Origin of the sequence: Azoarcus olearius (assembly GCF_001682385.1) — a bacterium.
In the GTDB taxonomy this organism is placed as follows: domain Bacteria; phylum Pseudomonadota; class Gammaproteobacteria; order Burkholderiales; family Rhodocyclaceae; genus Azoarcus; species Azoarcus olearius.
Window position 1 is genome coordinate 2,484,534 of sequence record NZ_CP016210.1, and the last position, 14,376, is coordinate 2,498,909.

Here is a 14,376-nt window from a genome sequence, read left to right on the forward strand (position 1 = left end):
CAAACAGAGGGCCCTATAATGCGGCCCAGTCCCTCTGCAAGGCATGTCATGACGGCCGCTGCCCAAGAACTGCTCGTCGGCGCAAGCGCGGATTTCCTGCGCCGTTTCTCCCCCTTCAACCGCATGGAGCCAGAGGCGCTGGACTTCCTGGCCCAGCGCGCCGTGCTCGCATTCCATCCGCGCGGCAGTGCCATCCTCACCCCCGAGATGGGGCAGCCGAGGCATTTCTTCATTGTCCAGCGGGGCAAGATCCAGGCCCAGCAGTGGGGCGCCACTACCGTCACCGAATACGCGAGCATGACGCTCGGGCCGGGCGAGTGCTTTCCGATCGGTGCGATCTCGGCCCAGCGCCCCTCCACCAACGCCTATATCGCGGTGGAGGACAGCTTCTGCTTCCAGATCAGCAGCGACCAGTTCCTCGAACTGATGCAGATGAGCCCGGTGTTCCACCTGTTCTGCACCCAGTACATCGCCAGCCTGCTGAACCAGTCGCGTCAGCAGTTGCAGACGAGCTTCGCGCAACGCGCGGCGGAACAGCAGACCATGACCACCCAGCTGGGCCAACTGGTCAAGAAGGCGCCGGTGTTCGTCGCGCCGGAAACGCCCACGCGGCGCGCGCTGGAGGAAATGGCGGCGCAGCACCTGGGCTGCATGATCGTCGCGGACGACGACCAGCGCCCGCTGGGCATCCTTACCCAGAGCGACCTGCTGCCCCGCGTCGTGCTCGCAGGCTTCGATCTTTCGCTGCCGATCAGCGAGGTGATGACGGCCAACCCGCATCAGCTGCCGGCCACCGCATCCGCCTACGATGCCGCACTGGAAATGGCCACCCACGGCGTGCGACACCTGCTGGTCATCGATAGCGACGGCCGCCTGAAGGGCGTGGTCTCGGAGCGCGATCTGTTCTCACTGCAGCGGATCAGCCTGCGCCAGATCCGCGCGGGTATCGAAAGCGCTCACGACGTGGAGTCACTGCAGCGGGCCAGCCGCGACATCCGCCAGCTCGCGCTCAACCTCATCGCCCAGGGCATCGGCGCGGAGCAACTCACCCAGTTCATCTCCGCGCTCAACGACGCGCTCACCCGCCGCATCATCGACCTGGCGCTCTACACCCACAACCTGTACGGCATCGACTACGCCTGGGTGGCATTCGGCTCGGAGGGCCGCCACGAGCAGACGCTCTCGACAGACCAGGACAACGGCATCATCTGGCAATGCCCTGAGATGGAAGATGCAAGCCAGGTAAGACGCCGGCTGGTGGCCTTCGCGCGCGAGGTCAATGAAAACCTCGCCAACTGCGGTTTTCCGCTATGCAAGGGCAACATCATGGCCAGCAACCCGGAGCTATGCCTGACGCTCGAGGAGTGGAAAGGCCGCTTCGGCGACTGGATTCGCGAACCGGACCCGCAAGCCCTGCTCAACGCTTCGATCTTCTTCGACTTCCGCGTGCTGTACGGCAACGAACGTCTGGGCGACCAACTGCGGCAGTGGCTGAATCGCACCGCCAAGATGAACTCCGCCTTCCTGCGCATGATGGCGAGCAACGCGCTGCAGGTCGTCCCGCCGCTCGGGCGCATCCGCGACTTCGTCGTGGAGGACGACGGCACCATCGACCTCAAGAAGTCGGGCGCGCGGCTTTTCGTCGATGCCGCGCGCATCATCGCGCTACGCACCGGCGTGGAGTCCAGCAGCACGGTTCAGCGACTCCGCCAGTCGGCCGTCCGGCTGGGGGTGCCAACCGAAGAAGTCGCCGCGATCATCGACGGCTTCCATTTCATCCAGTTGCTGCGCCTGCGCTCCCAACACCTTGAAACCGAACACGACTCGCCCGGCGACAACCGGCTCGACCCGGACAAACTCAACGAACTGGACCGCCGCATCCTCAAGGAGGCGTTCCGTCAGGCGCGCAAGCTGCAGCTCCGACTGAAGCTGGACTACCAGCTATGAACTGGCTGACCCGCCTGCTACCCACCCGGGGCGACACCCCGGCGCTGGACGACGAGCTGCGCACCCGCCTCCAGGCGTGGCAGGCGCTTGCGGAGCCGGACCTTGGACGTCCGCACTTCGAGGCCGCCTACACGGTGCTGAACACCGAGGCCACCGGTCTTGACCTGGACAAGGACACGATGCTTGCCGTCGGTGCAATTCGCGTCGACGGCGGGCGTTTCTCGCCGGCCGACGGCTACTATGCGCCGCTGTCCGGGCAACCTGCCGCGGCGCTCGCCGGGCTGCTCCACTTCGTCGGCAAGGGGCCGGTCGTGGTGTTCAACACCGGCTTCAACCGCGTCATGCTCGAGCGGGCGCTGGCCACCCACCTCGACGTTGCGCCCACCTGGCAGTGGCTCGATCTGCGCGTTCTGTTGCCGGCACTGTTCCCCGAGCGCATCGACCGGCCCGCACGGCTCGCCGACTGGATGCGGGCATTCTCGATCGAGACGTTTCAGCGTCACCACGCTTTGGGTGACTGCTGGGCGATCGCGCAGCTCTTTCTCGCCGCCCAGTCGCGCGCGATGGCGCAGGGAGCCGCGCACGCCCGGGCACTGGGCGACCTGGAGCGCGCACGTCGCCAGCTGTGGCGCCAGCCCTGACCCCGCAAAGCTGAAAATTAATGCGTTTTTTCATTGCAATCCGAGGTTTACACTGCGCCATCGGGTGCGTATAGTCGCGCCGATGCAGATTCGTGCCCCCCTCCTCGCTCTCGCCCTGAATCTCGCCTGGATTCCCGCCGCGCTGCCGGCGGAGGCCGCGACCTCCCAGACTGCCGCGACCGCGACCGCCGGCGACGACTACGCCACCGCCGCGCAGGAGTTGATCAACCAGGGCATGAGCTACCTCGGAATCCGCTACCGCTTCGGCGGCAGCAGCCCCGAATCCGGCCTGGACTGCAGCGGGCTGGTGCAGAACGTGTTCCGCAATGCGCTGGGGCTGGACCTGCCGCGCACCGCGCGCGAGATGTCCAATCTCGGGGACAAGATCGGTCGTCAGGAACTCAAGCCGGGCGATCTGGTGTTCTTCAACACCATGCGGCGCGCTTTCTCTCACGTCGGCATCTACGTGGGAGACGGTCAGTTCCTGCATGCGCCGTCGCGTGGCGGCGGCGTGCGCGTGGAAGACATGGGCACCAGCTACTGGGCAAAGCGCTTCAACGGCGCCCGCCGCCTGCTGGACGACGAGAAGGCTACCGCCGAACTCCCGCCCTTCCCGCGCTGACGCGGGCGCCGGCAGCCCGGAACTGCGGCACCGGCAGACCTTCTTCCTTCCTTACTTGCTTCCTCGGCGGCCCGGCCGGCAGGCTGCGGCGCACCCGTTGCAGTCGTCGGCCATGCGACGCCCCAGCGCCTGTTGCAACGCGCACACCGAGCGCCGGCAGCATACGAAAGCCACCCCCTCCCTGTTCGCCGCATCGCGGAAACGCTGCATGACGTTGTGGCCGATGAAGTCGGTGAACAGGATGACCATCTGGATACCCGCCGGCAGCGGCGCCGTCCGCCGCTGATGGTTGCTGTCGCGGCCGCTGACGTGGGCGGCGATGCGGATACCGAACTCCTGCAGGACATCCGGAATGTTGCCGAGGCGGTCGGCACCGACGATCAGTGCGTTCATGCGAAACACCTTAGTAGGAATGATTCGCATTCATGGTGGAGCAAATACAATCCCTTTGCAAGTGCGAATCACTCTCGTTACTATGTGCGCATCGACAACCCACCCGCAAAATAAGGCAGTCGCACCATGAAGAAGAAGCTCCTCAGCGCAGCCGTCATGGCGGCTCTCGGTCTCGCCGCCCTCTCCGCAAACGCGGCCGACACCGAACTCAACCTCTACTCGGCCCGCCACTATCAGACGGACGAAGCCCTGTACAGCAACTTCACCAAGCTCACCGGCATCAAGATCAACCGGATCGAGGCGAAGGAAGACGAGTTGCTGGAACGCGTGCGCAACGAAGGCGCCAACAGCCCGGCCGACGTCTTCATCACGGTGGACGCCTCCCGCCTTGCCAAAGCCGATGAAGCCGGCATCTTCGCGCCGGTCAAGTCCAAGGTGCTGGAAGAGCGGATTCCCTCCCATCTGCGCGCGCCCAACTGGTTCTCCTATTCCACCCGCGCCCGCCTGATCGTGTACAACAAGGATCTCGTCAAGGGCGAGCAGGTGCAGACCTACGAGAGCCTTGCCGACCCCGCGCTGAAGGGCAAGGTGTGCACCCGCTCTGGCAGCCACCCCTACAACCTCTCGCTGGGCGCGGCGCTGATCCAGCACGATGGCGCGGCCAAGACCGAAGAGTGGGCAAAGGGCGTGGTCGCCAACTTCGCGCGTGCGCCCAAAGGCGGCGATACCGACCAGATCAAGGCAGTGGCCGAAGGCGAGTGCGGCGTCGCCATCGTGAACAGCTACTACCTCGCCCGCCTGATGAACTCGGAGAAAGCGGACGACCAGAAGCTGGCTGGCCGCATTGTTGCGGTGTGGCCCAACCAGCAGAGTTGGGGCACCCATATCAACATCTCGGGTGCCGGCATGCTGAAGCACGCGCCGCACAAGGAAGCCGCGGTCAAGTTCCTGGAATACCTCGCGTCCGACGAAGCGCAGGCCTACTTTGCCAACGGCAACAACGAGTGGCCGGTCGTGCCGGGCGTCAAGGTTTCCAACCGCGCCCTCGACCGCCTCGGCCCGTTCAAGGCCGACACGCTGCCGGTGGGCGAACTCGCCAACACCGCGGCAGAAGCGCAGCGCATCTTCGACCGCGCCGGCTTCCGCTGATCCGCGGCGCGGCAACGCAAAGCACGAAAACAGGGCCGGGCAACCGGCCCTTTTTCATGTCTCGACGCGGCGCCCCTTCACGATCTGGCGCGAGATCACGAACATCGGCAACAAGCCGACCGCCACGATCGTAAGCGCCGCGGTCGACGCCTCAGCCAGGCGCTCGTCGGCAGCAAGCGTGTAAGCCTGGGTCGCCAGCGTGTCGAAGTTGAACGGCCTCATTACCAGCGTGGCCGGCAGTTCCTTCATCACATCGACGAACACGAGCAAGGCGGCGGTGAGCAGGCTGCCGCGCAGGATAGGGATGTGCACCTTGCGCAACGTAGGCCACTTGCCGAAGCCGAGACTGCGCGCCGCATCGTCCATGCTGGGCGTGATCTTCCCCAGGCTGGATTCCACCGTGTGCAGCGCCACCGTGAGAAAGCGCCCGAGGTAGGCATACACCAGCGCAGCCACACCGCCGGTGAGCACGAGGCCGGGATTGACTCCGAAAGCCGACTCCCAGCCCGCAGCCAGCCAGTTGTCCAGCCGCGTCACCGGAATCAGCACCCCCACCGCAATCACCGAGCCCGGGACCGCGTAGCCCAGGCCAACGATGCGGTTGAGCACCAGCGGCAGCCGGCTGCGCGCCAGCCGCGCGGCGTAGGCCAGCACCAGCGCAAGCAGCACCGCGATGACCGCGGTCAGTGCCGCAAGGCTGAAGCTGTTGCGCGCCAGGTGCAGGAAACGGCCGCCAAACTGCGCATCGCCTTCCACGAGGGCCATCCGCAACAGCAGGCCGGCAGGCAGCAGGAAGCCGAGGAACAAGGGCATGAAACAGGCGACCGAGGCCACAAGGCCCGCCCCGCGCGACAGCGGCTGCCGGTTGGGCGAACCGAGGTTGCGCGAGGTGTTGTTGAAGCGCGCACGCCCGCGGCTCGCGCGCTCCAGCGCCAGCACCGCTACCACGAACGCAAGCAGCGCTGCCGAGAGCTGGGCCGCCGCGATGCGGTCGCCAAGCGAGAACCACGCACGATAGATGCCGGTCGTGAAGGTCTGCACGCCGAAGTAGGACACCGTGCCGAAGTCGGCCAGCGTTTCCATCAACGCAAGTGCCGTGCCCGCCACCAGTGCCGGCCGCGCCAGCGGCAGCGACACCCGCAGAAAGCAGCCCCAAGGTCCCAGGCCGAGCGAACGCCCCGCTTCGAGCATGCCGCCCGCCCGCTCGAGGAAGGCCGCCCGCGCCAGCATGTATACATAGGGATAGAGGACGAACATGAACATCGCCGCCGCGCCGCCGACGGTGCGCACGTCCGGAAACCAGTAGTCGCCGCGGCGCCAGCCGAAGGTTTCGCGCAGCCAGCCCTGCACCGGGCCGACAAACTGCAGGAAGTCGGTGTAGACATAGCCCATGACGTAGGCGGGCACGGCCAGCGGCAGGATCAGCCCCCAGTCGTAGAAGCGGCGCCCGGGGAAATCGTGCATGGTGGTCAGCCAGGCGGTAGTCACGCCGATCGACGCCACGCCCAGCCCCACCGCGACGCACAACACGAGCGTATTGGCGAGAAACTCCGGAAGGACCGTGGCGGCGAGGTGGCTCCAGGTTCCGGACGTGCCGCCCATGAACACATTGGAAAACACCGACAGCACGGGGGCCGCCACCAGGAAGGCAATCACCAGCGCGACCACCGTCAGCGCGGACCAGCGCCGGCCAACGCGCGCAAAACCTGCGCTGAGTTCCATCATGCTCCCGGGAAGTATCCGCGGGACCATTCCGCGCGGTTTGCGGCGCAAATTATAATTGATCGCATTTGATTCACCGCAGTGCAATAATCGGCCAAACCGCATAGCTCCTGACCATGGCCCACCTCGAACTCGCCGGCATCGACCTCGCCTACGGCAAGCACCAGATCGTACGGGGGCTTTCGCTCCGTCTCGAACAGGGCAGCATCGGCTGTCTGCTCGGCCCCTCGGGCTGCGGCAAGACCACCGTGCTGCGCAGCATCGCGGGCTTCGAGCCGGTGGCCGGAGGGGAAATCCGGCTGGACGGCGCCGTGGTAAGCCGGCGCGACTTCCATCTTCCGCCCGAACGCCGCCGCATCGGCATGGTGTTCCAGGACTACGCGCTGTTTCCCCATCTCACCATCGCCGGCAACATTGCCTTCGGTCTGCATGGCGAACGCGCCGAAGCCAAGCGCGCCCGTGTCGAGGAGTTGCTCGGGTTGGTCGGCCTCGCGGGCCAGGGTGAGAAATTCCCGCATGAAATGTCCGGCGGCCAGCAACAGCGTGTTGCCCTCGCCCGCGCGCTGGCGCCCCGTCCCAGCCTGCTGCTGCTCGACGAGCCTTTCTCCAACCTCGACGTCGAACTGCGCGAGCGGCTCTCGTACGAAGTCCGCGACATCATCAAGGCCACCCGCACCACCGCCATCCTGGTCACCCACGACCAGCACGAGGCCTTTGCCGTCGCGGACGAAATCGGCATCGTCCACCAAGGGCACATCCAGCAGTGGGACACGCCGTACAACCTCTACCACCGGCCGGCCAACCGCTTCGTGGCGGACTTCATCGGCCAGGGGGTTTTCCTGCAAGGCACTGTCCTCAACGACCGCCAGGTGCAGGTCGAACTCGGCACGCTCAATAGCGCGTTGCCGGTCGAGTGCAGCAGCGGCTGTGGCGGCTGCACCCGCAGCTGCCGGGTCGACGTGCTGCTGCGCCCGGACGACGTGGTGCACGATGACGTCAGCCCGCTGAAGGCCGAGGTGGTGCACAAGGCCTTCCGCGGCGCCGACATCCTCTACACGCTGAGGCTGGGCAGCGGGGCACGTGTGCTGTCGCTCGTTCCAAGCCACCACAATCACGCCCTGGGCGAACGCATCGGCATCCGGCTCGCGGCGGACCACGTCGTCACCTTCCATACCGACGACGAGGACGAAGCCGCCCCGCCGCAGCAGGTCCCGGAGCCCGCGCTGGTCCAGCTTTCGTAATGATCCCGTGGCTGACCGACCGCCCGGCGTTTCCGCCTGTTGAACGCGCCCTGACCGAGCCCAACGGCTTGCTCGCCGCCGGCGGCCGGCTGACGCCCGAATGGCTGCTCGCGGCCTACCGGCGCGGCATCTTTCCGTGGTACAGCGACGGCGAACCCATCCTGTGGTGGAGCCCGGACCCACGCCTGGTGCTGCAACCGGCCCAGATCCGCATCACGCGCTCGCTGCGCAAGGTGCTGCGCGCGCGACGCTTCGAAGTGCGCTTCGACACCGCCTTTGCACGCGTCATCGAAGAATGCGCCGCCCCGCGCGAACCCGGCGGCGGCACCTGGATCACCCCGGAAATCCGCGCCGCCTATCTGCGGATGCACGAACTGGGCTACGCCCACAGTGTGGAGTCATGGCTCGACGGCCGCCTGGTCGGAGGCCTCTACGGCATGGCACTGGGGCGCGCCTTCTTCGGCGAATCCATGTTCAGCCGCGTCAGCGACGCTTCCAAGGTCGCCCTCGCCCACCTCGCCCGCTTCCTTGAGCAGCGCGATTTTGGCGTGATAGATTGCCAGATGACTACGCCCCACCTGCTCTCCATGGGGGCTCACGAAATCGCCCGGCGCGAGTTCTGCGCGGGCCTAGAACGGTGGACGGCGGAAGGACCGCCGCCCGCGAAATGGAGCGGAACGACTGCCGCCGAATTCGACTGGAACTGACGCGCCGTCCGGCGACTCAACTGGAGCGAGCAGGCAATCACGCACGCAGGCGCACGACGATGCAGAAGGACTACCCCTACGCCCTGATCCAGTTTTACGCCACGGCACCGTACGCCTGCTCCTACCTGCCCGAACGCATGGCGCGCTCGCAGGTGGCCACCCCCGGCCACCTCATCGATCCCCAGGTCTATAGTGAACTCGTCCGCCGCGGTTTTCGTCGCAGCGGCGTGTTCACCTACCGGCCCCACTGCGACCACTGCAGCGCCTGCGTGCCGGTGCGTATTCCGGTCCAGCGCTTCCAGCCCGACCGCAGCCAGCGCCGCGCGTGGTCGCGCCACGCGGACCTCGAAGTGGCCGAGCAACCGCTGCTGTTCTCCGAGGAACACTACACCCTCTACCAGCGCTATCAGTCCTCGCGCCACGCCGGCGGCGGCATGGACCAGGACAACCGCGAGCAATACGCGCATTTCCTGCTCCAGAGCCATGTCGATACGCGACTGGTCGAGTTCCGCGAGAACGGCCTGCTGCGCATGGTCAGCGTCATCGACCGCCTCACTGACGGCCTGTCCAGCGTCTACACCTTCTTCGAGCCGGACACCTCGCGCAGCGCGTTCGGCACCTTTGGCGTGCTCTGGCAGGTGGAGGCGTGCCGCCGGCTGAAGCTGCCCTATCTCTATCTCGGCTACTGGATCGAGGAGAGCCGCAAGATGGCCTACAAGGCGCGCTTCCGCCCGCTCGAGGGCTATACCGACGGGCGCTGGCAGCCGCTCGAACCGCAAATCGCACCGCCCGACGCCTGACGCGACGCCCGCGCGGCTTTCCGCCTGCCCCGCCTTCGACCACGCGGGGTCGAAACGCTACAATCCCGCGATGCTCTACGACATCGCCCGCCCCTTCCTGTTTTCGCTCGACGCGGAAACCGCCCACGAGTTCACCCTCGCCGCCCTCAACCTCGCCGGCCGCACGCTGCCCGCCGGCAAACCGGAAGCCGCTGACGCGGTGCGCGTGATGGGAATCGACTTTCCCAACCGCATCGGACTCGCCGCCGGCCTCGACAAGAACGGTGAGGCCATCGACGGTCTCGCCCGGCTGGGCTTCGGTTTCATCGAAATCGGCACCATCACCCCGCGCCCGCAGCCGGGCAACCCGCGCCCGCGGCTGTTCCGCCTGCCGGAAGTGCGCGGCATCATCAACCGCATGGGCTTCAACAACCACGGCGTCGATACGCTGGTGGCCAACGTCAAGGCAGCGCGCTTCAAGGGCGTGCTCGGCATCAACATCGGCAAGAACTTCGACACGCCGATCGAGAACGCCGCCGATGACTACCTCGCCTGCCTCGACAAGGTTTATCCGCTGGCAAGCTACGTCACGGTCAATATCTCCTCGCCGAACACCAAGAACCTGCGCCAGTTGCAGGGCGAATCCGAACTCGACGACCTGCTCGGCCGCCTCAAGTCGGCCCAGCAACGCCTCGCCGATCAGCACGGCCGCTACGTGCCGCTGACGCTGAAGATCGCCCCCGATCTGGAAGCAGCGCAGATCACCAATATCGCCGACGCGCTGCGCCGTCACCGCATCGACGCCGTGATCGCCACCAACACGACGATTTCACGCGACAAGGTGCAGGGCGTGCGCTTCGCGGAACAGCAGGGCGGCCTGTCCGGCGCCCCGGTGTTCGAGGCCTCGACCGCCGTCGTCGCGCAGCTGGCGACGGCGCTGGGCGGCGAACTGCCGATCATCGCCGCAGGCGGCGTCATGGACGCCCGCAGCGCGCGCGCCAAGCTCGAAGCCGGTGCGAGTCTGGTGCAGCTGTACAGCGGCCTCATCTACCGCGGTCCCTACCTGGTGCGGGAGTGCGTGCGCGCCACCGCGGACTTCCCGCGTTAAGACGTTCCGCCCCTGCCGGCATATTCCACGGCGGGCACCGCAGATGGTTTTCGCCGGCGGGCCCCAAGGCCGTGCATCCGCGCCGGCCCGCGCACCAAACCGGCGCAAAAACATCTTTTCTTTCAGTATCTTGCATAATGTGTATGGTTGACAGCGGCGCGATCGCCTCGCTACATTGATCCGCATCCCGATCGCCCACGGAGCCCGTATGGGCCGTCAACCCGCCCCGCCGCCCACCCTCTCCCCCGACCACACCGTCCGCTTCCTCCTCGACGGTGAGGAGGTGCAGTGCAGCGGTTTCGCGCCCACCACCACGCTGCTGGCGTGGTTGCGCGAATCGCGCGGCCGCTGCGGCACCAAGGAGGGTTGCGCCGAGGGCGATTGCGGCGCGTGTACCGTCGTCGTCGCAGAGGCGGTGGAGGGGCGGATCGCCTGGCGTAGCGTCAATGCCTGTATCCAGTTGCTCGCCACGCTGCACGGCAAGGCGCTCTACACGGTAGAAAGTCTGCGCGGACCTGACGGCACACTGCATCCCGCCCAGCAGGCCATGATCGACTGCCATGCCTCGCAGTGCGGTTTCTGCACGCCGGGCTTCGTGATGTCCCTGTTCGCGCTCTACCGCAACCAGTCCCGTGCGGACGATGACGCCGTCACCGACGCGCTGTCGGGCAACCTGTGCCGCTGCACCGGCTACCGCCCCATCGTCGATGCGGCGCAGCGGATGTACGCCTTGCCCGCGCCGGCTGAGGATGCCGACCGCACAGCGGGGGAAGCCGCCCTGTACGCCCGCCTGCAGGCCCTGGATGGCGAGGCCGACCTGGTGCTGGCCCACGCGCAGGGGCGCTATCTCGCGCCGCGTACGCTGGCCAGCTTCGCAAACTGCTACGCGGACAACCCCGACGCGACCGTGCTCGCCGGCGGCACCGACATCGGGCTGTGGATCACCAAGCACTTTCGCCCCTTGCCGCTGCTGCTGCATCTCGGCCGGGTGCGAGAGCTGGCCGCCATCCGCCAGCACGACGGTGCGCTCGAAATCGGCGCCGCGGTCCGGCTCGAGGACGCCTTCCGCGCGCTCGTCGCGCACTATCCGGATGCCGCCGGGCTTCACCGCCGCTTCGCCTCGCTGCCCATCCGCAACGCCGGCACCCTGTGCGGCAACATCGCCAACGGCAGTCCGATCGGCGACAGCATGCCGGCGCTGATCGCGCTCGGGGCCGAAGTCGTGCTGCACCGCGCCGGCCAGCAGCGCCGGCTGGCGCTCGAAGACCTCTATCTCGGCTATCAGCAGAAGGCGCTGGCGGCCGGCGAGTTCGTCGAGGCGGTCCGCATTCCGCTACCCCGTGCCGCCGGCGACGTCCACTTCCGCGCCTGGAAAGTGTCGCGTCGGCACGACCAGGACATCTCCGCGGTATTTGCCGGCTTTGCGCTGCAGTACGAAGACGGGCGCATCACACGGGTACGGCTCGCCTACGGCGGCATGGCGGCCACGCCGCGCCGGGCCTACGCCGCCGAGGCGGCGCTGCTCGGGCGTCCCTTCGATGCCGCCGCGCTGGCCGACGCCCGCCGCGCGCTGCAGCAGGACTTCACCCCGCTCAGCGACGTGCGCGCGTCGGCCGAGTACCGGATGCGGGTCGCGCAGAACCTGCTGACGCGCCTGCAACTCGAAACAAGCGGAGGGGCGCGGGCCGCCTCCAGCCTTGCCGACCTGGGAGACGCGGGACATGCATCCATCTGAGCTGGGAACAGTCGATGCGGCGGCCATCCGCGGCGGGGTCGGCACCGCGCAGACGCACGACTCGGCCCACCTGCACGTGACCGGCTGCGCCAGCTACATCGACGACCTGCCTGAACTGCGTGGCACCCTGCATGCCGCGCTCGGACTGTCGCAGCGCGCTCATGCCCGCGTCCTCGCCCTCGACCTCGCCCCGGTCCGTTCCGCGCCGGGCGTGGTCGCGGTCTATACGGCGGCCGACGTCCCCGGCCTCAACGACTTCGGCCCGGTCATCCACGACGATCCGATCTTTGCCTCCGACGAGGTGCAGTTCCACGGCCAGGCCCTGTTCGTGGTAGTGGCGCACGACATGCGCGCGGCCCGGATGGCGGCCCGTCTGGCGCGGGTGGAGTACGAAGACCTGCCCGCGTTGCTGACCACCGACGAGGCGCTCGCGGCCGGCAGCACCGTGCTGCCCGACGCGACGCTGCGCCGCGGCGACGCCGATGCCGCGATCGGCGCGGCGCCGCACCGTCTCGCCGGCAGCGTGCGGCTGGGCGGGCAGGACCACTTCTATCTCGAAACCCACATCGCCTACGCGATCCCGCGCGAAGACCGCACGCTGCACGTGCATTCCTCCAGCCAGCATCCGGGCGAGGTACAGCTGCAGGTTGCGCACGCGCTGGGCGTCGACGCCAAGGACGTGGTGATCGAATGCCGGCGCATGGGCGGCGGCTTCGGCGGCAAGGAGAGCCAGCCCGGGCAGATCGCCGCGATCGCCGCAATCGCCGCGTGGCACACCGGCCACCCGGTCAAGCTGCGACTTGACCGCGACGACGACATGGCGCTGACCGGCAAGCGCCACGATTTCCGCATCGACTGGGAAGCCGGCTTCGACGATGACGGCCTCATCCTCGGCGTGCGTTTCATGCACGGCTGCCGCGCCGGCTACTCGGCCGACCTCACCGGCGCCATCGCCGACCGCGCGATGTTCCACGCCGACAACGCCTACTACCTCGGCGACGTGACGATCGAGTCGCACCGCTGCAAGACGCACACGGTGTCCAACACCGCCTTTCGCGGATTCGGCGGTCCTCAGGGCATGTTCGGCATCGAAGAGGTGATCGACGCCATCGCCCGCCACCTCGGGCGCGACCCGCTGGAAGTGCGCAAACTCAACTACTACGGCACCGACGCGCGCAACACCACGCACTACGGCCAGACGATCACCGACAACGTCATCCACACGCTCACCGCCACGCTCGAAGCCGAGTGCGACTACGCCGCCCGGCGCGCGGCGCTGCGCGCGTGGAACGGCGCCAGCCCGGTCATCAAGAAGGGCATCGCGCTGACGCCGGTGAAGTTCGGCATCTCCTTCACCGCCACCCACCTCAACCAGGCGGGCGCCCTGCTCCACGTCTATACCGACGGCACCGTGCTGCTCAACCACGGCGGCACCGAAATGGGCCAGGGCCTGTTCACCAAGGTGGCGCAGGTGGTGGCCGAAGAGCTGCAGATCGACCTCGACCGCATCCGCGTCACCGCATCGGACACCTCGCGCGTACCCAATGCCTCCGCCACCGCCGCCTCCAGCGGCGCGGACCTCAACGGCAAGGCGGCGCAGGATGCCGCGCGCAAGATCAAGGCACGCCTCGCCGGATTCGCCGCGGCCCGGTTCGGCGTGCGCGAGGACGAGGTGGTGTTCCGCGCCAACCGTGTCCACGCCGGCACCGCCAGCCTCAGCTTTGCCGAACTCGCCCACGCGGCGTGGATGGCGCGGGTGTCGCTGTCGGCCACCGGCTTCTACCGCACCCCCAAGATCTCCTACGACCGCGCGACCCTTTCCGGGCGGCCGTTCTACTACTACGCCTACGGCGTGGCCTGCAGCGAAGTCGCCATCGACACCCTCACCGGCGAATCGCGTGTATTGCGCGTCGACATCCTGCACGACGCCGGCCGCTCGCTGAATCCGGCGATCGACCTCGGCCAGGTGGAAGGCGGCTTCATCCAGGGCATGGGCTGGCTGACGATGGAAGCCCTGCGCTGGGACGCTTCAGGCCGGCTGCTGACCCACGCGCCATCCACCTACAAGATTCCCGCGGTGTCGGACCTGCCGCCGGTGTTCAACGTGCGCCTGTGGGAAGACGGCCACAACAGCGAGGACGCGATCTTCCGCTCCAAGGCCGTGGGCGAGCCGCCCTTCATGCTGGCGCTGTCGGTCTGGTACGCGATCAAGGACGCCGTGGCCGCCGCGGCGGACTACCGCGTCACGCCCCGGCTCGACGCGCCCGCCACCGCGGAGGAAATCCTCCGCGCGGTGGACGCCGCCCGCCAGGCCGCAGGCGTCTGAAGGCCC

The 14,376-nt window shown here is 67.5% G+C and carries 12 protein-coding genes; 10 read left to right on the top strand and 2 right to left on the bottom strand.

The window, feature by feature from the left end:
* Window positions 1-48 precede the first annotated feature (48 nt).
* The 3 genes from dqs_RS11475 (at window position 49) to dqs_RS11485 (ending at window position 3,210) form a co-directional block, all read left to right on the top strand.
* The gene (locus dqs_RS11475) at window positions 49-1,947 is read left to right on the top strand and encodes a DUF294 nucleotidyltransferase-like domain-containing protein (RefSeq protein WP_011765932.1); all 1,899 of its coding nucleotides are present in this window, start codon (window positions 49-51) and stop codon (window positions 1,945-1,947) included.
* Window positions 1,944-2,588: a 3'-5' exonuclease gene (locus dqs_RS11480; RefSeq protein ID WP_011765933.1), complete on the top strand. Its 645-nt coding sequence runs from the start codon at window positions 1,944-1,946 to the stop codon at window positions 2,586-2,588. Before dqs_RS11475 ends, dqs_RS11480 begins: the two co-directional genes overlap by 4 nt.
* Window positions 2,589-2,670: 82 nt before the next feature.
* Window positions 2,671-3,210 (top strand): C40 family peptidase, encoded by a 540-nt coding sequence (locus dqs_RS11485; protein WP_065340545.1) that lies wholly within the window; start codon window positions 2,671-2,673, stop codon window positions 3,208-3,210.
* A gap of 51 nt (window positions 3,211-3,261) precedes the next feature.
* On the opposite strand, the gene dqs_RS11490 is transcribed toward dqs_RS11485, so the two are convergent.
* Window positions 3,262-3,603, bottom strand: a complete 342-nt coding sequence (locus dqs_RS11490) for a DUF2325 domain-containing protein (RefSeq protein ID WP_011765935.1) — start codon at window positions 3,601-3,603, stop codon at window positions 3,262-3,264.
* 126 nt (window positions 3,604-3,729) lie between these two features.
* On the opposite strand from dqs_RS11490, the gene dqs_RS11495 reads away from it, so the two are divergent.
* Entirely contained in the window at window positions 3,730-4,752 is a 1,023-nt protein-coding gene (locus dqs_RS11495; protein WP_065340546.1) for a Fe(3+) ABC transporter substrate-binding protein, read from the top strand.
* A 54-nt stretch (window positions 4,753-4,806) separates the two neighbouring features.
* On the opposite strand, the gene dqs_RS11500 is transcribed toward dqs_RS11495, so the two are convergent.
* A complete protein-coding gene (locus dqs_RS11500) occupies window positions 4,807-6,474 on the bottom strand; it encodes an ABC transporter permease (RefSeq protein ID WP_065340547.1) in 1,668 nt (555 codons plus the stop codon).
* 116 nt (window positions 6,475-6,590) lie between these two features.
* On the opposite strand from dqs_RS11500, the gene dqs_RS11505 reads away from it, so the two are divergent.
* From dqs_RS11505 to xdhB, 6 genes are all read left to right on the top strand, one after another.
* Window positions 6,591-7,715: an ABC transporter ATP-binding protein gene (locus dqs_RS11505; RefSeq protein ID WP_065340548.1), complete on the top strand. Its 1,125-nt coding sequence runs from the start codon at window positions 6,591-6,593 to the stop codon at window positions 7,713-7,715.
* Window positions 7,715-8,422 carry a leucyl/phenylalanyl-tRNA--protein transferase gene (gene aat / locus dqs_RS11510; protein WP_065340549.1) on the top strand — a complete coding sequence of 236 codons (708 nt, stop codon included), beginning with the start codon at window positions 7,715-7,717 and terminating at the stop codon, window positions 8,420-8,422. The genes dqs_RS11505 and aat overlap by 1 nt, the downstream gene beginning before the upstream one ends.
* Window positions 8,423-8,481: 59 nt before the next feature.
* Window positions 8,482-9,222: an arginyltransferase gene (locus dqs_RS11515; RefSeq protein WP_041642559.1), complete on the top strand. Its 741-nt coding sequence runs from the start codon at window positions 8,482-8,484 to the stop codon at window positions 9,220-9,222.
* A 70-nt stretch (window positions 9,223-9,292) separates the two neighbouring features.
* Window positions 9,293-10,309 carry a quinone-dependent dihydroorotate dehydrogenase gene (locus tag dqs_RS11520; protein WP_065340550.1) on the top strand — a complete coding sequence of 339 codons (1,017 nt, stop codon included), beginning with the start codon at window positions 9,293-9,295 and terminating at the stop codon, window positions 10,307-10,309.
* Between the two features lie 208 nt (window positions 10,310-10,517).
* Window positions 10,518-12,044, top strand: a complete 1,527-nt coding sequence (gene xdhA, locus dqs_RS11525; protein WP_065340551.1) for a xanthine dehydrogenase small subunit — start codon at window positions 10,518-10,520, stop codon at window positions 12,042-12,044.
* Complete coding sequence (xdhB, locus tag dqs_RS11530; protein ID WP_065340552.1) at window positions 12,031-14,370, top strand: xanthine dehydrogenase molybdopterin binding subunit; 2,340 nt, start codon at window positions 12,031-12,033, stop codon at window positions 14,368-14,370. Before xdhA ends, xdhB begins: the two co-directional genes overlap by 14 nt.
* Window positions 14,371-14,376 lie beyond the last annotated feature (6 nt).

Bases quoted from the DNA above. Each gene is read 5' to 3' on its own strand.
- dqs_RS11480 (WP_011765933.1), top strand. From the start codon at position 1,944: ATGAACTGGCTGACCCGCCTGCTACCCACCCGGGGCGACACCCCGGCG.
- xdhB (WP_065340552.1), top strand. From the start codon at position 12,031: ATGCATCCATCTGAGCTGGGAACAGTCGATGCGGCGGCCATCCGCGGC.
- dqs_RS11495 (WP_065340546.1), top strand. From the start codon at position 3,730: ATGAAGAAGAAGCTCCTCAGCGCAGCCGTCATGGCGGCTCTCGGTCTC.
- dqs_RS11500 (WP_065340547.1), bottom strand. From the start codon at position 6,474: ATGGAACTCAGCGCAGGTTTTGCGCGCGTTGGCCGGCGCTGGTCCGCG.
- dqs_RS11475 (WP_011765932.1), top strand. From the start codon at position 49: ATGACGGCCGCTGCCCAAGAACTGCTCGTCGGCGCAAGCGCGGATTTC.
- dqs_RS11490 (WP_011765935.1), bottom strand. From the start codon at position 3,603: ATGAACGCACTGATCGTCGGTGCCGACCGCCTCGGCAACATTCCGGAT.
- dqs_RS11515 (WP_041642559.1), top strand. From the start codon at position 8,482: ATGCAGAAGGACTACCCCTACGCCCTGATCCAGTTTTACGCCACGGCA.
- dqs_RS11520 (WP_065340550.1), top strand. From the start codon at position 9,293: ATGCTCTACGACATCGCCCGCCCCTTCCTGTTTTCGCTCGACGCGGAA.
- dqs_RS11485 (WP_065340545.1), top strand. From the start codon at position 2,671: ATGCAGATTCGTGCCCCCCTCCTCGCTCTCGCCCTGAATCTCGCCTGG.
- dqs_RS11505 (WP_065340548.1), top strand. From the start codon at position 6,591: ATGGCCCACCTCGAACTCGCCGGCATCGACCTCGCCTACGGCAAGCAC.
- xdhA (WP_065340551.1), top strand. From the start codon at position 10,518: ATGGGCCGTCAACCCGCCCCGCCGCCCACCCTCTCCCCCGACCACACC.
- aat (WP_065340549.1), top strand. From the start codon at position 7,715: ATGATCCCGTGGCTGACCGACCGCCCGGCGTTTCCGCCTGTTGAACGC.